A 25041-nucleotide genomic window follows, 5' to 3' on the forward strand; every position below is an offset into this window, starting at 1 on the left:
AGCAAAAAAAGATCCGGAGAGGTTTTAGCCCTTTTCGGGTCTTTTCTTATATAGCAAAATTAACGAACGGGTATTATTTGAAAGATCTTATAGAGTATAGTGCCTATGAAAGCGGACATACATAAAAAACCTGCGACAACAATTGCTGCATCACCTGGCTGAGTCTTAACACGAAGGTTAGCTATTTCTTCAGGAGGTTTTTTGTTACCACGATTATCCGGCCCTGAAGAAAAAACAAAATAGAACCGTTTAAATAAAAGAGGGATGGAAAAATGCACATCGATTGAATGTTGTATCTTTTTCGGCAAATTTTGTTCAACAGCTTTTTTAATTTCTGCCAGTTGTTCGAAAGATAAAGAATATAATACATCACGACTTATACCATTTAAGATATCGTCAACAATCAAATCTTTTCCGCCAAATTTCATTTTGTTCATTTTCATGACTTCCCCTCCTTGAAATTATCTGTTTCAACAGAAATCCAATAATAGGTATTGATCATTTATAATTTGTTATCTTTATATAATTATAAGCTAATACATATTTAGGGGTTGATAATTTCTCCCGCCTTGAGCTTGACCAAACTGAAACGCTTTGAAAGTGGCTCGATAGTTTGTTGATGTGGGAAAGTCGAACAAACATAATTTTAGTAACCCTTTCAGGCAGAACAAAACACCTTAATTTACTCTTCCGATAAAAAGTAAATTAAATAGAAATAAAATCCTACCTTTTTTTGACAATGTTATCAACAAAATATTTGCAAAATATTTGCAAATATTAATAAAAAAATATACTAACAATCAGCATTAGTTTTTCTTCTTGTAGTTATAAATTTTTCCCGATTATCTTTATCTCATATTCATCGTATATATAAAATTAAAAAAATCCATCCGCTTGATAATTAAAAACAACATATCAACAAAGAAATATAGATTCTATACTCCATTGTTTTATCTGTAAAGTGTCAATTGTTTGGCGCGTTGTTGTTTTATTTTTTATTTTCATAGTCTTTGTCGAGTATCTTTTTACAGCTTTGCAAAAAACTATAACGTTAGAGCCAGTTTTAAAACGCCTTATTTGGCCGATCTTTGCGTTGGGCTCAAATTTCGCAAGAAGTGACACGTAGTGAAGCATAGCGCTAACCATCAGCGCTATCCTCTAAATACTCAATGTATTCCTGTGTTTGAAATTTTTTCCCGCCTTGAGCTTGACTAAACTGAAACGTTTTGAAATTGGCTCGTTATCTTGCGATTTTAAATAATTATACACATATACCTTGCCAATTTATATTGCTGGCATATTAATTGCTTTTTAAAACAAAAACTTATTATAGCAAATGAGCCAGTTTCAAAACGTCCCATTTCGGCCGATCTCTGCGTTGGGTGAAAATTTTAATCCTCGAAATACTCCATGTATTCCTGCGGTTAAAATTTTCCCCCCCACCTCGAGCTTGACCAAGCTGAAACGTTTTGAAAGTGGCTCTCAAGAATGATTTTATTATAAATGGGCAATGTTTATTACTTTGGGATATAGCAAGGATATTATATGCGAAAAATTTACTTTTGCTTCAAGAAGATGGTTAATTATGCAAGCAGTTCATTAAAATATAAAATTATTGGGGTTCTGCTAAGTATTTTTTTATCTTTCTTGCCCGGTATGGTCTTTGCCGGCATATACAATTCGGAATTAAAATCTTCTGCCGACCTGACCGAATTAAGTATCCAGGACCTGATGGAAATAGAAATTACCACGGGTTCCAGAAAAAGCCAGACAATAGCAAATACGGCTGCAGCCGCTTTTGTTATCACACAGGAAGATATCAGGCGCTCCGGTGTAACATCCATTGCCGAAGCTTTGCGTATGGCTCCGGGTTTGCAGGTTGCCAAAATTGATGCAAACAAGTGGGCCATAACCTCACGTGGGTTCAACAGCCGATATGCAAACAAGCTGCTTGTATTGATGGATGGGCGTTCAGTATATTCTTCTCTTTATACCGGTGTTTTCTGGGACATACAGGATACTCTTCTTGAAGATATTGACAGGATAGAAGTAATCCGGGGCCCTGGCGCCGCTTTGTGGGGAGCAAATGCAGTAAATGGCGTTATAAATATTATTACCAAAAATTCCAAAGAGACCACCGGTGGACTTGTCAGCGCCGGAGCCGGAAAGGAAGAGAGAGGATTCGGTAATTTCCGTTTTGGCGATTCGCTTGGTGAAAACGCTCACTACCGCATCTTTGGCAAATATCAAGACAGGGATGAATCTAAATTATCATCAGGACGTGACGCAGCAGATGACTGGGATATTTATACATTAGGATTTCGAACGGATTGGAATCCAACAGCTACGGATTCTTTTATGTTTGAGGGAAATCACTACCGTGCTGATGAAGGCCAGACAATCACTAATGCTTCTTTGTCTCCACCCTATTCAACAGATATTGATGAAAAAGCCAGATCCGATGGTGTAAACTTTCTATTCAGTTGGGAGCGGTTTTTATCAAATACATCGGATTTGAAGCTTCAGATATATTATGACAGGTCAAGACTACAGCAAACCGTACTACATGATACAAGAGATACATACGATCTGGATTTTCAATACCGGTTTTCCCCTTGGGATAAACACGAAGTTATATGGGGACTTGGATATCGGCTTACAACCGATGATGCAAAATCTTCCTTTGTTATATCTATTGACCCGGATAGTCGCACAGACGATCTTTTGAGCGCATTTGTTCAGGATGATATTACAATAGTAGAAAATCACCTTAGATTGACTCTTGGCGCAAAGATTGAACACAATGATTATAGCGGTTTTGAATTCCAGCCAAATATCCGGGCACTCTGGACCCCTGATAAACAAAACTCGATATGGGCATCATTTTCAAGGGCAGTTAGAACACCTTCAAGAGCCGAACATGATGCGCGCACTAATCTGTTGGTACTTCCCCCGGGCATTTTTCCAAACACATCCGGTTTCCCAATGATTATATCAAATATTACAGGTGATGATTTTGATTCCGAGACCCTTTATGCCTATGAAATCGGGTATCGTAATCAAATAAGCAAATCCATTTCAATTGATATCGCTGCATACTACAATGAATATGAAAATCTCAGATCATCCAATTATGATTATACAGCTACATTTTTTGAATCTTCTCCTCTTCCACCTCACCTCGTGTTGCCTGTATATATTAACAACGATGTTGATGGACACACATATGGTATAGAAGTATCTGCAGAATGGAAGCCGGTATTATGGTGGAAAATAAACCCTGCTTATTCCTTTTCGCACATGAACCTGTCGAAAGCTGAAGTTGATGCTCCTGACACCGCAGCCCCAAGGCATCAACTCTCTTTTCGATCTGCCATGGATCTGCCCATGGATCTGGAACTGGATCTATGGCTTCGTTATACGGACGATGTTTCGGATTTGGATATTGATAGCTATTGTATGATAGATGCCCGTCTTGGATGGAAGCCCACTCAAAACCTTGAACTATCCATTGTTGGGCAAAATCTTTTTGATAGCCAACACCAGGAATATAAAGAAGAATATCTGAATTCTTCTGATATTGAGGTGGAACGCGCATATTATTTTAAGGTAACTTGGCATTTTTAGCAGGATACGTATTATAAGGTAAACACAGCTAATAATATGACACATCGGATAATAAAATGTATATGCTGGATTATCATGGTTCCTATGATATCTATTATAATTCCAAGATCATGGAGTTATTCATCGGAATATTTATCCATGGAATCCAAGCTGAAGGCAGCCTTTATTTATAATTTCGCCAAATTTGTTGAATGGCCTGCATCAGCCGGTAATGATACAACAGATCAGCCGTTCGTAATAGGAATATTTGGCGATGATCGTGTTATTAAAGAACTTATGGCTATTGAGGATAAAACCGTAAAGGGCAAAAAACTTCGTGTCAGAATTTTGTCAAATACAAAACGAATTAATGGCTGTCATGTTATTTTCATAAGTGCTTCTGAGGAAAATAATCTTATCACAATATTAAATACCTTAAAAAACAGTGACATACTTACTGTAAGCGATATGAATAATTTTATAGAAAAAGGCGGCATAATTGGGTTTGTAAGAATGGAAAATAAAATACGTTTTGATATTAACTTAAAGGCAGCAGAAGAGTCCAATCTTAAAATAAGGTCGGATCTTTTGTCGCTGGCACGAAAAATTAAACATTAATATTTGAAATATAGGTTGATATGCAATTACTTAAGGATCTGTCGATAAAAAACAAACTGATAGCCATTATTATGTTTATAAGCATAATTTCTCTATTTGTGGCATCTATTGGTTTTATTTCAGCCAATATTATCTCATCCAGGCGCGCAGCAATTGCTAAATTATCAACTCTTGCAAATACTATCGGAATCAACAGTAAAGCAGCCATTATATTTAATGATCAGAAGTCTGCCGCAGAAACATTATCCGCCCTTAAAACAGAGCCTGATATCAGTTATGCCTGCATTGTTGACGGAAACGGGAAATTATTTGCAGAATATTTTCCCGAAAACAAGATAACAGAGAAAACCGACTCCGAGAAATTTTTGAAATATAATAAGTTTTTAGCGCTTGACTCAAAGTGGTCCAACTATATGGGCGCTTCATATATGCTTTACAAAAAACATCTTTGTATGTTTGTAGCAATTAATTTTGAGAAAGAATATCAGGGTAGTATCTATGTGTGCGCAAACATGGCAAGCCTTTATTCACAAATATTATGGAATATATATTTCTGCACCGGGATTTTATGCATTTGCGCTGTTCTAACATATTTTCTTTCCATTAAACTTCAAAAAACCATATCGGATCCTATACTGAAACTTTCGAATACAATGGAAAAGGTATCTGCGGAAAAAGACTACTCTGTCCGTGTAGATACCAAATATTCAGATGAACTGGGCACACTTTATGACGGATTCAACAATATGCTCGCACAAATTCAGGAAAGAGATAATGCTCTTTTGTTTACAAATTATGTGGTTGATTATATGGGAGACATGGCCTTCTGGGTTGACCCCGAAGGACAATATATTTATGCCAATAATGTGGCATGCGCATCTTTGGGATATACAAGTAATGAGTTTAAATTAAATAGTGTAAATTTTATTGTTCCTAATTTTAACAGTGATACATGGAACGCCCACTGGACAGATCTTAAGAATAAACAAGTTGTTACCAGGGAATCCGTGATGCGCGACAAAACAGGAATAATCTTTCCTATTGAAGCAAATTTTAATTATGTCCGTTTTAAAGGCCAGGAATATTGTTGCGCTTTTGCAAGAGATATTACAAATAGAAAACGCATTGAGACGCAGCTTCAGCAGGCCCAAAAAATGGAGGCTATCGGTACTCTTGTCGGCGGAGTAGCACATGATCTGAACAATATCCTTGGAGGCCTGGTCGGATATCCTGAATTGCTTCTTCTTGATATGCCTCCGGAAAGTCCTATGGCAGAGCCTCTTTTGCAGATAATGAAATCCGGTGAAAAAGCCGCAGCTATAGTGCAGGATCTCCTAACGCTTGCAAGAAGAGGAGTTACTGTAGAAGAAGTGACTAACCTCAATAACATAGTAGAGGAATATTTAAAAACTCCTGAGTACGAAAAAATGATAGAATATCATTCCAATATCAAATATAAATTGAACCTTGATCCTGAACTTCTTAATAACCGGGGTTCTTTTTTCCATATTACAAAAGTCCTGATGAATCTTATGGCAAACGGCAGTGAGTCAATTCAAGATGGAAAAGGAGAAGTGCTTGTAACTACACAAAACCATCATTTAGATCAGCCTTACGAAGGGTTCCAAAATATTCCCGGAGGCGATTATGTGGTTCTTAGCGTATCGGATACAGGAATTGGAATTAGTGCTGAAGACAGATCAAAAATCTTTGAACCTTTTTACACAAAAAAGAAGATGGGAAGAAGTGGGACAGGCCTCGGCATGACCGTAGTCAGGGGTACCGTTGAAGATCACAAAGCTTATATAGATATTACAAACAGGGAAGAGGGAGGCAGTCGATTTGATATTTACTTTCCTGTAACCAGAGATTTTATAAAAATCGAAGCTAAAGATTATTCACTAAAATCCTATTATGGCTCAGAAAATATTCTTGTTGTTGATGATGTAAAAGAACAGCAGGATGTTGCTTCCAATCTGCTTGGATATCTTGGCTATAGCTTAGACGTTGTCTCAAGTGGAGAAAAAGCATTAGAATATCTTCAAAACAATACACCCGATATCATTCTGCTTGACATGATCATGGAGCCAGGAATTGACGGTTTGGAAACATGCACAAGAATTCTTGAAAGCAATCCTACCCAGAAGATCATAATATGCAGCGGATTTTCTGAAACAGAAAGGGTAAAGCAAGCTTTAAAACTTGGTGCCTGCGCATATGTGAAAAAACCATATCGCATAAAAGAAATCGCAAAGGCAGTAAGAGAGGCTCTTGATTTTAAATTGACCTGACAGGCTATTTCATAATAATCGGATTCTGTAACTATAAAATAAATCCATCAAACTCAAAAACCATGCAACACAGAGTAACCGCATTTGCAAAATTAAAAAGTAAGTATAAAAAGAGTCGGTAAATTGCGAATCAAAATTGAAGCTCCCAGATGCAAGCATCCGGGAGCTTCGACCGTAAGGATTTTAATCAATTTTAGATTCGATATGTTATTTTTTCATATCAATTTCAGCAACTGCTTCCTGGACAAGCCGGTGAACAATAGTATCTACCGTAACCAATTTTGCAGCCGAACCTGATACACCTAACATGGAAACCGCTTTTTTGCCGGTATCCATTTTTTTCTCTATATAGCCGGTAGCTACTTGTTCGGAAGTTGAAGCATCCATTATTTTGTAACGCAGACCGACAAGCCACATTCCGGCAGCATCGCCTGTTTTGCTTGAGGACAATACGGTTTCACCGATATTACCGGCTTTTCCGCCTACTACTGTATCAAAAATACTTCCTATAGCTTGCCCTGAAAATCCTGAAGTAGTGTCTGCAACGTGTTCAGCTTTTAAAATATCAAATTTGATGAACCATTTGGTTGATTTAAATTTACCACGTTTAAATTTATTTAAAGCGGTTGCATCACCCATATTTACAGCAAGGTTGATCTCATTTAACATGGGGCCTAAATCAGAACGTTCAAGAACCATAAAATTGGCATTGCCCAGTTCCAACTCGGCAAAATCCGCTATATTGTTTGAGGTTACCTTCTGAATAAAAGTGGCATTACTACTTTTTATCTGTCCAGGCAATACTATTAGTGTTGGTCCTTTTTTTGATTTGTTCGTGTAGTCAACAGGCTGATATATAACTGCGTCAGCTTCGGCATTGGCCTGCTGAAAAACCGAACCGCCGGTTGCAGACGGCACGCACCCTGATAAAAAGATCATCATTGAAACAAAAAACACAGCTATGGCAAAGCACAAAATTTTTCTCATTCTTTATTCTCCTTTATTAACTTTATATTAAGATTTAACTTACAAAATTTTTAATTATAAAACTAAAAATCGGCAATATCTGATGTTCCGGTATTTTTATTCTTACCCAAATCAGGGTTCATTTCTGTAATCTTTTCCATTATCTTTGGATCTTTTACAACCGCTTTGATTCTTTCCGGACTGGATGCCGAAAGCGAGGCCGGGGGCATGGTTTTTAATTTTTTCCGGATAGCTTCCGGTTTTTCACCCATATTTACCGTAATATTTGCTACATTTCCGTGATGGGAAGTAAGCTTGAACGCCTTAACGCCTAACTTAGCATTTATGGGTTTTAAGACATTGGCATTTATTATCTGGGCAATATTGCTGCTGTTTCCGGCAAATTCGATCTCATAATACGATAAACCTTGCGCATTAAAGTTTCTGAAATCGACATTTAATATAGGTCTGAGTCCGATAAGCTCCTTTTTTAATAATACTCCTGTATCATAATCAGGCAAACCGGTAAGTTGCACCTGCATGATTTGTGAAGGTTTGGAAAGATGGTCATTAAAAAAATCTTCGGAAAATTCATGTCCGATCAAAGTTCCTATAGCCTGGATAGCTTCATCCTCATCAGTCCAGCTCTGTTTTTTCGGTACCTTGTTGTTAAAATAGATTTCTTCTCCGGTATGGTTGTTGATGCATTTTACCGTCCATGATGTGAGAATATGTTTTGTCAGTGTAATGCCGGATGCTTTCAGTCTTATCGAGTTTGCTTTAAATTTTGCTTCACCTATTACCGAAAAATCGGCAATCCGCCGTTTGGAGTCTGTTTTGGCAAGTTCACCACGAAGCATTTTTGTATAATCTTCAGACCATACCCTGTAACCGAATTTAACGAAATGCTCTTTAAGTACATTTTCGGCAATTTGAGATGCTTCAGGAGGAGTGTCGGAACCACGTTTTGAGTCCCTTACAAGCACTGCAACCGATATTGTAGGATTACCGCTTTCTTTAATAAGACTAAGGCGGTTTTCTTTAGACATGGTTTTTATGGCGCTTTTAACATCACTTAGAAAAACTTCTGCCTTGATAAACATGTGCATGAGACCGTCTTCACCAAGTGTGGGAGATGTCTCTTTTATTATCCGCTTTATCAACCCCTTGCTTTTGGTAAGAATTTTATCATTTATCAGCATGTAATTTTCAACAAGAGTTGAGCTGTCAACATATGTGCCTACAGCTTTTTCAACAACCTGTCTTCTGGCATCACGGCGCAGATCGTCTATCATCAAGCCTTTATCACTTTTGTATATATCGGCATTGGGATCGGCAAGACCTTCGGCGGATACGATTATTGTATTCGCTTCAGTTTTATCTGCCGCCATTACCTGGTTTTGGTTGAAAAAAAATATGTAAGATAAAAGAATAAAAAATAAAAAAAAGTTAATCTTTAAATTCGGCGTTAATACATCTTTTAATGTTTTTGTTCCGGCATATAAAGGTTTTATTTTCAAGTTGTACCCCCACAATAATTTAATATTCTGATTCTTGATTTTTTCTTATTTACTGCAAACCTCTTTGAAAAGATCCGATATTAAACCGGCTGAGTTTGTTCTGACCAGTTTAAGTGCGGTAGCTGTAGTATTAGAGTCTGAAAAAACCGCATCACTTAACATACCTGAAGCCAGATTTCTTCCTTTTTCGTCAACAACTGTCAGGCTAAGAGTAAGAAAGATTTCATCGATACCGATTACGGGATTTTTTTGTGTTCTTGTTGATATCAAACCTTTTAAAAAATATTTTGCGCTCAGCCTCGTTGCGGCACTTGCTGCTGCATCAATATCATTTGATAGAAAAGCTTCCTGTTCGGCTTTTACTATCTGGCTGTTAATTTCTTCAGGCGTATATGTTTTTAAGCCAAGTTGATTTAACTGTTCGTTCAATGCTTCTGCAAGGTGGCTGCTTGAGCTTGATTTTATTTTATACCTGCCTTCGATAACCTCTTCACCGACCATAACAGCAATTTTTTTATTTTTAAGACATTTAAGTTCATTTTTTAAATCATCGGAAATATTTTCAGCAGCAATTTCGGAACTATCTTCTTTTTCATATTCGGAAAAAGTAAAAGGCCATGCCGCAGATACTCTGAAAATGCAAAAAAAAGATATAATAATAAAGGCAACTTTAATTTTATTAATTGGCAATTCATTCATCCTTGTATACTCCGATTTTTGGCTCTGAAGGTTTATTTTTTCTTCCGATTAGAATGAAACTTCCGGCAAAAGCCAAAACCATGCGATCTATTGTCATATCGGCCCCCTTGCTTTGTCTTGTTGGCTAAAAATGGCATTCTTTCAATAAGCTGTCAATATCCATATCATCTCTTATCCCAAAACGTGTTAGCGTAAAATCATATTTTACAGGATCATCCGGCATAATCTTTTTGAAACCGGAAGTAATTTCAAGAGCCGTTACAATATTTGCTTGTTTTCTGTTTGTAAAACCAAGCAGGCGCCCAATTTTGTGCATGTGAACATCAAGCGGGATAATAAGCATTGAAGTTGGTATCATATCCCAACCTCCCGGATCAACATTATCTTTTCGGATCATCCAGCGCAAAAAAAGATGAAGTCTCTTGCAGGCGCTGCCTTTTTCCACTACCGGAACAAGATGCCCAGGGCTGGCATTGCAACCTGAAACAATTTTTTTTGCAAAAAATTCCATACTGCCAAGGATGGTTTCATCATTATCTTTTATTCCTTTTAAGAAACACTCGTACAATGACCCGTACTCCATAAGAATATATTTTAAGCCGGTCAATGCAGCATAGAGATTTTTATCATCAGCAAACCTGTGCTTGAAACCTTTAAAAGTTTTTTTAATAACTGTTGGTTTTGAATTTACTAAAAATGAGTAAGGAGAAGACCCCATTTTATCGAGAACGGAAGAAACACTTTTTAAAATCTGTGCAACCCTTCCATATGCAAGCGATGAAGCAATAAATCCTGCAATTTCTCTATCCTTGATTTCACTGTAATTATAGAGAAACTCGAGAGGATCAGGATGCACATATTCTCTTTTGTTATATCTGCAATAAAGATCTTCAAGTACATTTTTCATATCGCTCAATTTCTTTGCCTTGCTAGCGTAAATGAACTTTGCAGTTGTAAATATTTCACAAGCATTATGATTCTACTTTACCAATTGATGGCGTTATCTTCAATTCTTTCCCATCTGTTGACATTTCTATAGCTCCGCTTTCATCTGTGCGGTATATATTACACATTCTTTTTTCATATCTATCAAGTATCACCGGATGCGGGAAATTATATCTGTTTTTCCAGCCAGCTGATATAATAGCAATTTCCGGATTTACTTTATCAATAAACTTTTGTGAGCTGGAAGTTTGACTTCCGTGGTGAGGTACGATGACAACAGTACTTTCAAGTAATCCATCGGCAGCTCTTATAAGGCCAGCTTCTCCTTTGGCCTTTATATCTCCTGTAAAGAGAAACGATTTTGTGCCAAATACTGTTTTTAAAACAAGTGAACTGTTGTCACCTTTTCTCCATATATCTTTTTTCTCCATAAATTCTGCTTCAGGATACAGTATTTTAAACATCACCCCGTTTATGGTTCTTTCTTTATTTATATCGTTATAATCCTGCATTTTGATATTTTTCTTTTTTATAATCTCAAGAAAATTATTATACCCAAGACTATTCTTTGCTTCACCATTAAACCATATTTCTTTTACATGAAAATTCTCGGCAATATATAAAAGGCCGTTTAAATGATCACTGTCAGTATGCGAAAGAACAAGGGTATCCACAGTATTTATTTTCTTTTTCCACAAAAAAGGAGCTAATATATAACGCCCCACGTCAAATACTGAATTATCTGAAAATCCGCCTCCGTCAACAAGAACATTATAGCCGCCCGGAAGTTCAAGAAGAGAAGAAGTCCCCTGGCCTACATCAATAACCGTAACTTTCAAATCCTTGTGGAAAAATCTTTTATCAAGCCAGTACCATGAATCGGCGTATCCTGCAATTATCAGAAATATTAATGCAAATAAAGGCGCTCTTAATCTGATTGATTCAAGGATACCGCTGCTTTTTATAGTTTCTTTTCTTATTAAGATTCTTTTTAAAATCACAAAAAGCGTAAATAAAAGTAAATAGTACCAGACTATTTCAAAAACACTTGGTGTAATGGTTTTAAGAGCTGCAAAAGGCAAATCTGCAAAATATTTAATAAGGCCAAGAGCAATTTCCAAAACTACTGAAGCTGCCTTTAAAAGCCACATAGAAAAAATGCTGCTTATGGGATAAATACAAAAAGAAAGAAGCCCGGCAGGTACAGCCACAAATCCGATCAATGGCACGGCGATACAATTTGTAAAAAGACCGACTAATGAAATCTGATTAAAGTAATACATTACAAGAGGTAAAGTGCCTATTATCGCAAAGAATGAAACAAGAAAAAAAGCAGCGGTTTTTCTTTTTATGCCGGAAAGCCAGCCTTTATCATATTCACTTTTTTTGTTTTTCCTGTAAATCGTATAATTCATTCCAAGAATAATAAAAAAAACCGATATAAAAGAAAGTTGAAAAGATATCATAAAAAGAGTGGGGGGATAAAAAGCAAGTATCAGCAATGCAGCAACAGCAAGAGTATTTATTGCATCCTGATCCTTTTCTATAAAAAAGCTTACAAGAAAAACCGAAACCATAATAACCGCCCTCTGAGTTGAAGGCGACATTCCTGCAATCAGCCCGTAAAGTATTACAGGAAACAAGGATAAAATTGCAGCGCCCTTTTTTGTCCATGCATTCCAAAGAAAAAAATTAAAATAAGAAAGTATAGTCTTAAAAAGCAGAAAGCTTACAGCTGCAACAATTCCGATATGAAGACCTGAAATAGCCAATACATGGCTTGTTCCGGTACGGTTGAAATCCTCACGTATTTGTCTGGAAATAAAGTTTTTATCTCCTATTATAAGCGCTTTTAAAACTCCGGCTTCTGCGGCAGGAACGGATTTATCGATTAATATTGAAAACTTTTTACGCGCATTTTCGATAAGCCGCTTTCCTGATATATTCTCCTCTTCTTTTTCTATTCTTATCTTATCTCCGGCAACATAAGCAGTACCGCTTATACCTTTAAAGCTCATATACCTTTTATAATCAAAACTTCCTGGGTTATTAAAATTTCTTATGGATCTGATTTTGCTTTTAAACCAAACTTTGTCACCTATCGATATATCAGAAATATTTTTGAATACCTTGACGTTTATCATTCCCGATACGGAAACAATTTTCCTGTTATCTTCTATCTCTTTTACAAGTAACACAAATGAAAGTCTGTTGTTTTTGATTTCAGGGCTCTCAATTACCTGGCCGGATATATTTATAGGGGCACTGTCGGCATAATAAGATATGTGGGAAGGAGAAAGTTTGTTATAAAGCCAGGGCTGGATTGAAAGGTATCCAAGAAAGATAAACAGAATGATCGGAAGAATAACGGTTGATTTTTTTCTTATAATTTTTATGAGTAGAAATACAAAACAAGAAACTGTAAAAAGATATGCCCATAAGCTATAGCCTGGCAAAAGGAGGCCGCATGATATGCCTGTTATCAAAGATACCAAAAGCGGGATAATAGGGCGATAATAGATATTGTCGGTCATACACTAAGACCTTTAAAAAATGTCAAATCATAATGGTTCCATCATTCTTGATGAAACTGTAAAAATGCTGAAAACATCATCATTTTTAGCTGGTTCAATCCAGGACAGCGAATGCAGTTAGTAAGATTTAAAAATTACCAAAGAATATAACAGGTAACATTGTAGGTGCAAGTGAAAAATTCAGGTTTTAAAGTTAATGCCTGGGATGATTTCCGTTCATCTCCGGCATAACCAAATCTGTTATCAGAAGATCTGCTGAAATATGTCTATCTTTAACAAGTTCAAGTGCTTCTTTTCCATTGGAAGCTTCAAAAACCTGATAGCCAAAATCTTTTAAAAAGGCTAATATCTGGCGGGTTAAATTTTCAGCCGATTTTCAGGCTTTTAAAATAGATATTAAACATATTTTCCAATGGTTATTTCTTTTTTAATAGAATTTTCAAATAATATATTTTATAAATGTGTCGGAAATCTTTACATTAATTATTTAAAATATTGACAATATTAGAATTATTATATTATTAATACTTGTTTTAACGACTTGGTTATGTGTAATTATATATAATTATGCAGTACGGTGTCGGAAATCTTTACATTAATTATTTAACATATTGACAATATGAAAACTATATTATTTTTAATACTTGTTTTAACGACTTAATTATATGAAATTATATATAACTATGCAGTCTGGTGTCGGAATAGTTTACAATCATGAATATGCAAAAATGATTCGTGTAATCTTGAGAAATACCTAACGAATATTTTACTGTATTTACAAAGACTTTATAAATATTATATAAAATAATTGTTGTTGGCACATCTGATGCTTGATATGTGCTTTCAATGTTTAATAGCAATACTATGTTTAAAATTTGGAGACAATATTATGAAAAAATTTTTGAAAATATTAATATCTTTAATATCTGTGTTTTTAATTATAAATGCAACAGCATTTGCCGCACTAATTATATCCGACGGTTCTGATGGAGCTTTTAATCCGGTGGGTTCGCTTGTTACTTTGGACCTGCCTGCTGATGGCATCTTCAATTTTACTACTATAAACATACCTGCAGGTGTAACTGTGAAATTCAACCGAAATACATCAAACACCCCGGTTTATTTTGCAGCAACAGGAAATGTGAATATAAACGGAGTAATTGACGTTTCTGCAACGGCCACTAATGTAATTGTAAATGTGCCAAATAATCCGAAACAGACGGGAGGGCCGGGAGCATACAACGGAGGAGTCGGCGGAAATGGAAATACTCCTGTGGGAAGTAATGGAGGTGGACCTGGTGGAGGTGGAGGAGGTTATTCTGCCGGTGGAGCTGGTAATGCAATTCCCGGCAATCAGGCAACAAAATACAGTACGGAAAGCGGCAAGGGATATGCCGGGCCGGCTGTATCTTATCCGCAAAACTTAGCCGGAGGTTCAGGCGGCGGTGGCGGTAGTGCGATTTATAAGTTTGGATGGTATAGCGGTGGATATGGTGGCGGTGGCGGTGGCGCTATTCAGATATCCACTATAGGTAATATCGATATAGTAGGAGCAATTCTGGCAAATGGCGCCAATGGCGGTTGGTCATACGCAACAGCCTTGGCCTACGCCGGAGCCGGTGGTGGTGGAAGCGGCGGCAATATGGAACTTTTTGCAAATGCCATAACCCTTGGCGAGAACGCGCTGATTCAGGCTCTGGGCGGATATGGCGGTGGATTGGGCACTCAGCCTTATTCAAATGATCCGGCTGCATATTCCAGCGGAGCAGACGGAGGAATGGGCTATGTGAAATTCAGTGCGAATACTCTTGATTTGAAAGGCACGATTGATGCTGCTGTGATTCCGATTCCGGGTGCTGTTTGGCTCTTTGGTTCCGGTTTAATCGGACTTGTTGGTTTTAGGAGAAACCACCGAAAGAAAAATCTGTAAACATTTAAAATATATTAAAATTAGAACTCCAGTTTGCTATATTTTCTTTTAGCAAACTGGAGTTTTTGCTTAAAGGGCGTCTTAAGTTCAGGCATGCGGGTCCGCACCGGGCAGATCGATATTAGAGCTATTAGATTCACATCTTGAATATCTGTAATCCTCAATTCTGACAACTATCTATTATTTCACTTTTTCATAAAACGATCCTTTAGCTCCCATTTCTGTATTTTTCCGGTATGCGTTAAAGGCATACTATCTATAAAATCAACGGACTTTGGAGCCTTATAACGAGCCAGGTTGTCTTTGCATAGCTTTATTATTTCATCTTCCGTAGCTTTTTTGCCTTCTTTTAAAACGATTACCGCTTTTACTGCTTCACCCCACTCAGGGTCCGGCACCCCGATTACTGCTACAATTTCAACGGCAGGATGTTTGTAGATTATATCTTCTACCTGCTTTGGCGTAATATTTTCTCCTCCGCTTATAATAATATCTTTCTTCCTGCCGGTGATATAGATATAATTATCTTCATCCAAATAAGCCATATCCCCTGAATGAAACCATCCATCCTTTAAAACCTTTGCCGTTTCTTCAGGATTTCCCCAATAACCCTGCATCAGATTATCACCTCTGTATAACAGTTCACCTTCTATCCCGCTTTCAACAAATTTACCTTCATCATTAATTATTCTGATATCACAGCTTGGCATTTCCTTTCCGACCGATAACATTCTACGATTTTCTTTTTCTGTTCCATTGAGTACGTGATCTTTTGGCGGCAAAGCTGTGGCACAACCTGCCAGTTCGGTAAAACCATAAAGATGAACAAACTTATTGCCGAATTTTGGAATTGCTCTTTCTAAAATTGAAAACGGCATTGGGGCACCGCCATATATATACCAACGCACTGAAGAGTGATCATATTTATCCAAGTCAGGATAGTTCAACACCCGCAAAAGTGTAGTTAAAACAAAATGTGAAACAGCAGTAATTTTTTCTTTTTCAATAGCATTTAATATAAGATCAGGGTCAGGTCTTTTTATAAACACAAGACTTCCGCCCATATAACTTATTGCCATATTAAACCAGAAAAACGGGATATGAAAATACGGACTAAATATCAAAAGATTGTCTTTTTCGGAAAGTTTAAACTTGATAACAACATCTCTTGAACCTGCCAGCCAGCTTTTATGCGTCCATATTACTTCCTTGGGCATACCGGTTGTACCGCTCGTATGTATCAAGGCCGCTATATCTTCTTCCTTAACAGCCACATCAGGCCGCTCATAAGTACTTTGAGAAATTAATGTCTCGTAATCATATGCATCATTGTTGCTTGGTTTTCCTACGGAAATAAATATTTGAACTTCTTTTACAGATGGCTTGATTGATTCCATTAACCGGCTGTATGTTTGCTCAAAAAATATTGCCTTAACACCACAACTTGTAATTAAATGGATTATCTCATCTTCAGAAAAGTGCGCATTTATGGGAATAATAATCATTGCACCCGCTGTAACTGCAAGTACTATTTCCTGCGCTTCAATCATATTATGAGGAAACAAAAATGCAACCCTGTCTTCTTTTTTCAGCCCTAAACTTCGTAAAGCATTAGCAAGACCATATATCCTTTTTGCAACTTCTTCAAAACTTAATCTCTTATCTTCAAAACATACAGCAGTCTTTTGCGGATATCTCCAAAGATTTCTGTCAATAATATCCCCGATAACCATTTTAATTTCCTCCGGCAGGTGATAAGAACATGCTTTTTATGTGAAAGATATAAGAAGATCAGCCTTGGGTGTCAAGGAAATAATTGGAAGACAATTGAAGTTAGAATATCTGATTATCATACCGATATTATTACTATTAAGCCATACTTTATATAGAATTTCACAATTTCGCCACTGGATAGGATTAAGATCAGATCCAGGACAAGCCCTTGTCTTTGGGTAGTGTTTATGTTAATGATTTTGTAGATTAACAGGATTAATACACAGGGGACATTTATCCCTTAAATTCATGTCTAAGCCAAGCGTACATCTGTTAATTCACCGACCCTAAAAAACTGGTTCGGTCATTAAATCGTTAGGAACATCATGCAAAACTATTATCGCTTAATGCTTTTATGGGTAGTTGCTATCCTGATCGTTTCATCAATCAGCACAAATGCGTACTGTGAAACAGCTGCTGTATCATTAGATCAACCAGGCCCGGAGAGGATAGTGTGTCGTAGCGCAGGTTCAATTACTCTTCCGCGAGGAAAGTATCGAATTGAGGTATCGTTACTTGAACCAGTTACTGCTCTAAAAGGTATTCCAGCTTACTTTGGGCTTGGATCATCCTTTAAAATCAGCCCAAATCGTGAAGACTGCCGATAATCCTTAACTTGTGATGTATCAAAAAATTGATGCGGCAGACTGGCGGTTTTGCTATAGTACCTCAACAAGCATAGATAAAGAAAACATATGAAACAAAACGAATATACAAACCGTATTAAATCCAAAATACTCGATTGGGGTGCCGATTTAGTCGGAGTGGCTGATTTGGAACCCTTGAGAGAACTAAAAGTGAATCCGCCTGATTTACTGGATGGCTTCACACATGCTGTCTCAATTGCTATTCAGTTGCCGGTAGCGGTATTTGAAACAATTACAGATAAACCTACAGCGGTTTACAGTGCAACATACAAAACCGCTAATAGTATTTTAGATGAACTTGCATTTCGCACCTCTGTGCTGCTTCAAAAAGACGGATACCTCAGCCTTCCTATACCGGCATCCCAGATTCTTGATCGTAAAAACTGGTATGCGGCAATCAGCCACAAAGCTGTGGCAAGAATGGCAGGCTTGGGTTGGCAAGGAAAAAATCTACTTCTTATAACGCCTCAATTCGGTTCCAGGGTACGTCTTGTAACCGTTCTAACAGATGCACCGCTAACAGCCGATACTCCTATGAAGAACCGGTGCGGAAGCTGTATGTTATGCCACGATTCCTGCCCTGTCCAGGCGATCAGAGGAGTAAATACAGCAGACCATTACAAAGACAGGGAAGAAGCCTTACATTTTTCCAGATGTGTTGAAAAACTTATGGAAGAATATGCAAAACTACCTGATATCGGCGCACCTATCTGCGGCATCTGTATCAAGGCTTGCCCGTTTGGTCGTAAGATAGGAAATTTGCATGATATTTAAAAAAAAGGAAGATATATCAACATTAGATGATGTTCTCAAATCAAGCTGGAAAGAACTTCACAAAGGTGTTAGAAATTTCCGGCATCCCTTTTACAAACCGGCCCTTACTACTGTTGCCGGCAACAAACCGGAAGTGCGAACCGTCATTCTGCGAAGATTTTCGGAAGAAGAACGCACATTGATATGTTTTTGTGATGCCAGATCTCCCAAAGTTTCCCAGATACGGGATAATCCCAATGTGAGCTGGTTGTTCTATCATCCAAAAAAATGGCTGCAACTGCGTTTTTGCGGAACCGCTACCGTTCATATTGACAATGACGTAGCTGAATCTCAATGGAAGAAGTTACGCCAAACCAATAAAATTAACTACTGTACCGAAATGGCGCCTGGCTCGCCCACCAATAAACCTGATTCAGGTCTGCCGGATTTTGCCCGTGATAAAGCACTTAAACTGTTTGACCATTCGGGAGCCTATAAAAATTTTGCTGTCATTGTCTGCCGGTTTGATCAAATGGACTGGCTGTTGCTGAAACTTACAGGGCACATCCGGGCAAAATTTCATTGGGAAGATAATCGCATAAATGCATCATGGGTAATACCATAAGCATTACTGGCGGCATATAAAATGCCGCCCTACGTTTGATGAAATACCGAAGAGCTATGGCAGATAAGATGTAGGGCGGGATTTTACACAATATGCGCTATGTTAATTTATTAAGTGTATTTTTGAAAAAACGAATATAGAATTTCGAACAAGGAATTTCGAATTATAAATATTTTCATTTATCTCTTTTTCGATATCATATCGTTTCTCTTCCTTTAATATTCATTCCCCCTTAAAAAAGGGGGATTAAGGGGGTTGTTTCCTTGTTCGATCTTGTTTTAAAACCATCATTTACTTTGCGTTGGCACATGCCTGCTTGCTTGATCTTTTTACAAGCACCTTTATAAGTTTACGCTTATACCAAGGGGATACGTTAAAATGAGGCATGGGACGAACCTTTTCATAAGCAGCATCGGCGGCTTTTTCTATAAGATCGTCTGTGATGCTGTTACCTTGAAGAACATTTTCAGCATCCTTAAGCCTTAACGGACCTGATCCTACAGCAGTTACTGCAATTCTTGCACTTTTGCATTTACCACCCGATACATTGATGCATGCAGCCGCTCCTGCAACAGGATAATCTATAGCTTCACGTTGTGCCATCTTCAGATATGCGCTCCCCGTACCTTTGGGAGGTGTGGGTATAACGATATCTTTTACAAAATCCGTCTGCTTAAGAATATTTACTTTTTTACTTTTGCCGGTATAAAAATCCTCAATATCAATAACCTTCTCTTTGCCGGTACTGCCTACTATCGTTACTTTTGCATCAAGAGCAATTAAGGCTGGAGGAGTATCCGCCTGGAAAAGGGCAAGGCATTCCTTTGAGCCTTTTGCAACAAAGCACCTGTCTCCTCCGAGCTTGAAGCATAAATGAGGCCTTCCTTTACGCCATTCGTGAGTCTGGTTATAGTACATGCACATGGACTCAATGCTTATATTGCCTCCTATTGTGCCCATGTTTCTTATCTGTGTGCTTGCCACTCTTCCGGCAGCCTGGGCAAGAGCTGTAAATTTCTCTAATATAGGTTTGGATTTTGAAATTGCGTCAAGTGTGGTAAGTGATCCTAAGGTAAGCCCTTTTTTCTCACCAAACTCAATAGCTTTTAGCTCATTTATATTTATTGTATTTATTACATATTTGGGTGTTACGATTCTTTGTTTCATTTTCGGCAGAATATCCGTTCCACCGGCAACTATAATCGCATCCTTGTTATTTTTAAGAAGCTTGGTTATCTCTTTTACATTCTTTGGTTCCATATATTCAAATCTCGGCAGCCTCATTATTTTCCTCCTTTCTTTTCTTCAAGAGCCTTCAAAATTTTTTCCGGTGTTACGGGAATATCTCTTACTTTTATTCCCGTAGCATAATAAATTGCATTTGTAACAGCAGGAACACAGGCGACAATTGCTCCTTCTCCTGCTTCCTTGGCTCCGAAAGGCCCTTCCGTATCAACGGTTTCCACAATTATTGATTTAACATCGGGCATATCTTTGGCTGTAGCCATTTTGTAATCAACAAAAGAGTTTGTCATAGACCAGCCTTTTTCCATCCTGTAATCTTCAAACATTGCCTGGCCTAATCCCATTTGAACGGAACCTTCGATTTGTCCTTCAACCGCCATCGGGTTTAATGCGATGCCGCAGTCATGACTTGCCGCTATCTTTTTAATTTTAACCTGGCCGGTTTCTTTATCCACTTCCACTTCAGCAGCGTGTGTTCCAAAACTAAATGTCGGAGATATATTTACTGCACCCAGGTCAAGCCTCATTTCTCCGCCAACATCCTTGGGAGGAACATAGTCGCCTGTGCTGATCAGATTTTCTTTGTGTTCTTTAAAATAAGCCGTAATTGTTTCAGAGATGGAAACACCTTTTTCAGGAGAGCCTTTAACATAAATTTTTTCATCTTTTGCCTCAAGATCGGCTTTATTTGCTTCCAATAATTTTGAAGCTGTTTCAAAGAGTTTTATTTTCATATTATGAGCAGCCATTTTGGAGGCGTTTCCTGCAAAAACCGTTACCCTGCTCGAATAACTTCCGAGATCAACAGGGGTTAGGGTAGTATCGGCAGCAACAATTCTGATCTTGTCCAGACCCACTCCAAGTTCTTCTGCTGCAATCTGTGCAATCACGGTATCCGAACCCTGGCCTATGTCGGATGCCCCTGTGAACAGGATAAAAGTACCATCGCCATCCGCCTGTATCCTTACACCCGAAAAAGAAGGCGGGTTGTCATAGAAAAAGGAGAAAGCCGCGCCTGAAGCAAAGAACATAGAGGCCAGACCCACACCTTTTCCATCCGGCATTTTTTTCCACTTATCTTTCCATCCGATTTCTTTTGCAGTTACATCCAAAGCTTCATTATGACCGCAACTTCTTATTTTAAATTTGCTTATAGTTGTCTGTCCCGCCTTTACAGCATTTTTCTTTCTTATTTCGATAGGATCCATGCCCAGACCTTCGGCTACCATATCCATCATGGATTCAACTACAAATCGCGGTTGAATGCCTCCATGCCCTCTCATGCCGCCTGCAACTTGTCTGTTGGTATAGACTCTTGTTCCTTCATATCTGAAACTGCCCATATTATAAGGCCCGTTCTGAAGGGTTCCCATGATAAATATGCTTATTGCTGAGTGGCTGTTATATGCTCCTCCGTTTATAAAGAATTTGGAATCCACAGCCATTATGGTTCCGTCTTTTTTAACTCCTATCTTATGATTTGCAGAAACTGCATGGCGATGTCCCGTGGCGCAGAATTCTTCTTCTCTTGTAGAGATAGTTTTTACAGGTCTTCCCGACTTTCTTGAAAGTATGGCTGAAGCTGCAAAAAGAGTCTGCGTTTCCGTCTTTCCTCCAAATCCGCCGCCTACCGGAGGTTTTATTACTCTTACTTTACTTTCGGGCATTCCGAGAGTTTCGGCAATATTCGTCCTGTCATAAAACGGGGTCTGGGTACTCAGCCACAGAGTAACATCTCCCGACGGAGAAAAGTCGGCAACCGCCGAATGCGGCTCAATATATGCGGGAAGGATAGCTCCGGTAGTAAACTTATCTTCAAACACAAAATCAGACTTCGCAAATCCTTCTTCAACATTGCCGAGATGAAAGGATACTACAATAGAGATATTGTTTTCAGCATGATCGTGAATTCTGACAGCTCCGGGTGCCATGGCATCTTCACATGTAAAATAAGCGGGAAGTTCTTCATAATCGACCTTGATCAAATCAAGGGCTTCCATTGCAATATCCTCATCAATAGCAGCAACGGCTGCTATCTCATCACCGATAAAACGCACTTTTTCCTTGGCAAATGAATGTTTGTCCCTTAAAAATGCAGGAGCGGGACTTGCTCTTACAAATCCATGACCAACATTGGTTATATCCTTTCCGGTAGCAATGGCCATGACTCCCGAAAGTCTTTTTGCTTTGGATGTGTCTATATTTAAAATTTTGGCATGGGACATGGTGCTTCTCAACACTTTTCCGTACAGCATACCGGGAAGGCTGAGATCACCTGTATATTTGCAGTCTCCCGTAACTTTTGAAATCGCATCAATTCTGGGAAGACGTTTTCCTACTACTGAGTAATTTTCCATCTTAACCTCCTTTATTTTGCAGTTACCGCAATAGCCTCTAATATTTTAGTGTATCCGGTACAGCGGCACAGATTCCCTGAAATGCCGTCTTTAATTTCATCCATAGTCGGTTTTGGATTTTCATCAAGCAATGCCTTGGCGGACATAAGCATTCCCGGAGTGCAAAAACCGCATTGAAGCGCTCCGTGATCCACAAAATTCTGCTGCAATGGAGTAAGTTTTCCTTCCTTTGACATCCCTTCAACGGTAGTAATCTCTTTACCATGAGCACCTATGGCAAGGGTAAGACAGGCAAGAACAGCTTTTCCGTCTATGATTACCGTACAGGCCCCGCAGGCCCCGTGATCACAACCCTCTTTTGATCCGGTAAACCCAATACTGTCTCTTAATACTTCAAGTAAGGTTCTGTGTGGATCTACAGCTACCTCATAAGATCCCCCATTTACTTTTAGTTCTATCACTTGTTTCATGATAATATCCTTTCTATTCTATCTATTAAGAATTATTAATCTTTAATTTAACCATCAGCATAAATCTTCAGATACTCATTGTGCCACCTCCTTTCATTACTGATCACTCTGCTGGACTCATGTCACACATGAAACGACAGTGAAGTCTAAGCGCTATACTTTAAACAGAACACTTTATATGACAAAGTCGTAACAAGTCCCCGAACCGTCATACCGGCGAAAGCCGGTATCCAGAACATATTGAATTATACTGGATGCCGGATCGGGTCCGGCATGACGAAACGGGCATTTTCCGACTTTTTACGGGATCATCTTTTATGATTTAAGTAGGTTCTGGATAAAAGATAGCTTTGAAGAACGTTCGATTTCGATTGGATTCAAGGAAGTCAATTAATCTACCGCAGAAACACCTTGAGAATTTGGAGATAGCTCTATAATACACTTCGTGTATTAACATAGATAACAAAGACATACTTTAATGGTATGAAGTGTAACATAAGAGCTAAACCAGTTGCGCTAATCGAGCAAAAGGGAACGTTATTCAAATGCCTCGTAAAGTATTATGATGCGCAGAAGTAAAGAAGAAAGGAAACCATCAAAGGAAAAAACATTAGTCAATTAAAAAATATAGACATGATCTTTCGTTCTTACCTTGCGCCTACCAACACGGGTAGTTTTTTTATAGTTACTCAGGTAAAACCAAAAAATCGAAACATGATATTATCTCCGTTTAAATAAATACCGAAAAGCATCCATCAGATAAGTGTAAGTTATTTCATATTGTGTCTTCGTTTTATTTTAAATTTATTATAATGCAAACATCAGGCCAAATGAATTAATAATATAATATCAGCATATTATTAAAATGCATATAAAATTACTCAATATATTGTATTTTTAATCTCAATATATTGAGTATGCGGTGATAGTGTTCAATATATTGATGTATTTAGTTCTGATTGAGGGATTATTTTCAAAGGGTGTGCACAATTATTTCGGATATGCTTGCCTTAGAACAGTATATGTTTATAAAATCATCCCTATCCAAAGACATCTTAGCAGTAACTGCTAAGTCTTGATCAGAATGGATTTATCTCTTCTTCACTATTGCTTCAGCCACAAGGGATGCTACTGTGTCAACCTTTACTCCCAGCCCATAATATTTTACTATTCTTGTTGGTAGGGGCAGAGGTTCCAATGGTAAGGCAGTTTTGAAAAATATTAATGCTGTTTTTTTATTGAATAACTTCCTGAAACAAAGCATCCAGCAATTTTTGTCAGGGCCGACTTTAAAATGTAATTCAATCCCCGGAGTTAAACTGTAATTTTCTTCGATTTCTTTTTCTTCCAAAACAATATATTTATAAAACCTTTTCTTTATTTTTCTTCCGGTTATTTTCTTCAATTTTATCTTCACAAAACATGCCCATTCATAAATAGTTGAGCCTGTTTGGGAGGTGCTATTTGAATGGGAATGGTAAAAAAGATAAGATGCCGTAACTGCAAGCGTTTATTTGTGCCTGATTGCAGGAATCGCAACCGGCAAAGGTATTGTAAAAACCCTGAGTGTCGTAAGAAAGCCAAGGCGGCAGGTCAACAAAAATGGCTTCAGAAACCTGAGAACAAAAACTACTTTAAAGGTCCTTTAAATACCCTGCGGGTACAGGAATGGAGAAAGCAGCATCCGGGCTATTGGAAACGGAGTTTTTCAAACAAACAAAATGCGTTACAAGATCGCTTAAATGCGCAACATTCTGAAATAAATAAGGATAACAGCTATTTTACGAACAATACGTTACAAGATTCCTTAATCATTCAGCCAGCTGTTATTATAGGGTTAATTTCTCAATTTGCCGGTTCTGCGTTACAAGATGACATAGGAAAACTCTGCGCCGTATGCAACAATTGGGTCAGGACGTTATGTCCTGTCAATTTAACGGAAAAGGAGAAAATTATGATTGTAAAGCATGTGATTTTACCGAGCCGGTTGCGCAAAGTCCCTAAGAGCTTCAGCTGGATTGACCACAGATTGATCAGCGATAGACATATTGAGCGGCTCTGT

18 protein-coding genes and 1 pseudogene are annotated in these 25041 nt (G+C 38.0%); 7 read left to right on the top strand and 12 right to left on the bottom strand.

Going from position 1 to position 25041, the window contains the following annotated elements:
- Nucleotides 1-59: 59 nt before the first annotated feature.
- Entirely contained in the window at nt 60-443 is a 384-nt protein-coding gene (locus KKC46_10345; protein ID MBU1054216.1) for a hypothetical protein, read from the bottom strand.
- A gap of 1102 nt (nt 444-1545) precedes the next feature.
- Here KKC46_10345 and KKC46_10350 point away from each other — a divergent pair.
- The 3 genes from KKC46_10350 (at nt 1546) to KKC46_10360 (ending at nt 6515) form a co-directional block, all read left to right on the top strand.
- Nucleotides 1546-3627 (top strand): TonB-dependent receptor, encoded by a 2082-nt coding sequence (locus KKC46_10350; protein ID MBU1054217.1) that lies wholly within the window; start codon nt 1546-1548, stop codon nt 3625-3627.
- A gap of 138 nt (nt 3628-3765) precedes the next feature.
- Nucleotides 3766-4224: a YfiR family protein gene (locus tag KKC46_10355; protein MBU1054218.1), complete on the top strand. Its 459-nt coding sequence runs from the start codon at nt 3766-3768 to the stop codon at nt 4222-4224.
- Nucleotides 4225-4244: 20 nt separating this feature from the next.
- Nucleotides 4245-6515, top strand: coding sequence for a response regulator (locus tag KKC46_10360; protein ID MBU1054219.1), 2271 nt, complete (start codon nt 4245-4247; stop codon nt 6513-6515).
- Between the two features lie 207 nt (nt 6516-6722).
- On the opposite strand, the gene KKC46_10365 is transcribed toward KKC46_10360, so the two are convergent.
- The 6 genes from KKC46_10365 to KKC46_10390 form a co-directional block, all read right to left on the bottom strand.
- Nucleotides 6723-7457, bottom strand: a complete 735-nt coding sequence (locus KKC46_10365; protein MBU1054220.1) for a hypothetical protein — start codon at nt 7455-7457, stop codon at nt 6723-6725.
- A 107-nt stretch (nt 7458-7564) separates the two neighbouring features.
- On the bottom strand, nt 7565-9001 hold the full coding sequence (locus tag KKC46_10370) for a hypothetical protein (protein MBU1054221.1): 1437 nt from the start codon (nt 8999-9001) through the stop codon (nt 7565-7567).
- Nucleotides 9002-9046: 45 nt separating this feature from the next.
- Nucleotides 9047-9700: a hypothetical protein gene (locus KKC46_10375; GenBank protein MBU1054222.1), complete on the bottom strand. Its 654-nt coding sequence runs from the start codon at nt 9698-9700 to the stop codon at nt 9047-9049.
- 124 nt (nt 9701-9824) lie between these two features.
- Nucleotides 9825-10607, bottom strand: coding sequence for a TIGR02757 family protein (locus KKC46_10380; protein MBU1054223.1), 783 nt, complete (start codon nt 10605-10607; stop codon nt 9825-9827).
- A gap of 64 nt (nt 10608-10671) precedes the next feature.
- A complete protein-coding gene (locus tag KKC46_10385; protein MBU1054224.1) occupies nt 10672-13179 on the bottom strand; it encodes a DNA internalization-related competence protein ComEC/Rec2 in 2508 nt (835 codons plus the stop codon).
- A gap of 193 nt (nt 13180-13372) precedes the next feature.
- Nucleotides 13373-13528 (bottom strand): response regulator, encoded by a 156-nt coding sequence (locus tag KKC46_10390; protein MBU1054225.1) that lies wholly within the window; start codon nt 13526-13528, stop codon nt 13373-13375.
- A gap of 540 nt (nt 13529-14068) precedes the next feature.
- Here KKC46_10390 and KKC46_10395 point away from each other — a divergent pair.
- Nucleotides 14069-15109, top strand: coding sequence for a VPLPA-CTERM sorting domain-containing protein (locus KKC46_10395; protein MBU1054226.1), 1041 nt, complete (start codon nt 14069-14071; stop codon nt 15107-15109).
- Nucleotides 15110-15294: 185 nt separating this feature from the next.
- On the opposite strand, the gene KKC46_10400 is transcribed toward KKC46_10395, so the two are convergent.
- Complete coding sequence (locus KKC46_10400; protein ID MBU1054227.1) at nt 15295-16842, bottom strand: AMP-binding protein; 1548 nt, start codon at nt 16840-16842, stop codon at nt 15295-15297.
- A 735-nt stretch (nt 16843-17577) separates the two neighbouring features.
- Here KKC46_10400 and KKC46_10405 point away from each other — a divergent pair.
- Together KKC46_10405 and KKC46_10410 are read left to right on the top strand one after the other, a co-directional pair.
- Nucleotides 17578-18303 (top strand): 4Fe-4S dicluster domain-containing protein, encoded by a 726-nt coding sequence (locus KKC46_10405; protein MBU1054228.1) that lies wholly within the window; start codon nt 17578-17580, stop codon nt 18301-18303.
- Nucleotides 18293-18907, top strand: a complete 615-nt coding sequence (locus tag KKC46_10410; protein ID MBU1054229.1) for a pyridoxamine 5'-phosphate oxidase family protein — start codon at nt 18293-18295, stop codon at nt 18905-18907. Before KKC46_10405 ends, KKC46_10410 begins: the two co-directional genes overlap by 11 nt.
- A 291-nt stretch (nt 18908-19198) precedes the next feature.
- Here the strand turns inward: KKC46_10410 and KKC46_10415 are convergent, their stop codons facing one another.
- From KKC46_10415 to KKC46_10430, 4 genes are all read right to left on the bottom strand, one after another.
- Nucleotides 19199-20191, bottom strand: coding sequence for a xanthine dehydrogenase family protein subunit M (locus KKC46_10415; GenBank protein ID MBU1054230.1), 993 nt, complete (start codon nt 20189-20191; stop codon nt 19199-19201).
- The gene (locus KKC46_10420) at nt 20191-22509 is read right to left on the bottom strand and encodes a xanthine dehydrogenase family protein molybdopterin-binding subunit (GenBank protein ID MBU1054231.1); all 2319 of its coding nucleotides are present in this window, start codon (nt 22507-22509) and stop codon (nt 20191-20193) included. The genes KKC46_10415 and KKC46_10420 overlap by 1 nt, the downstream gene beginning before the upstream one ends.
- Before the next feature lie 11 nt (nt 22510-22520).
- Nucleotides 22521-22979 (bottom strand): (2Fe-2S)-binding protein, encoded by a 459-nt coding sequence (locus tag KKC46_10425; GenBank protein MBU1054232.1) that lies wholly within the window; start codon nt 22977-22979, stop codon nt 22521-22523.
- A gap of 1090 nt (nt 22980-24069) precedes the next feature.
- Nucleotides 24070-24396 (bottom strand): hypothetical protein, encoded by a 327-nt coding sequence (locus tag KKC46_10430; protein MBU1054233.1) that lies wholly within the window; start codon nt 24394-24396, stop codon nt 24070-24072.
- Between the two features lie 51 nt (nt 24397-24447).
- Here KKC46_10430 and KKC46_10435 point away from each other — a divergent pair.
- Nucleotides 24448-24983, top strand: a pseudogene (locus tag KKC46_10435) (hypothetical protein).
- The last annotated feature ends 58 nt before the right edge of the window (nt 24984-25041 follow it).

The organism is Pseudomonadota bacterium, assembly GCA_018817425.1.
Classification (GTDB): Bacteria; Desulfobacterota; Desulfobacteria; order Desulfobacterales; family RPRI01; genus RPRI01.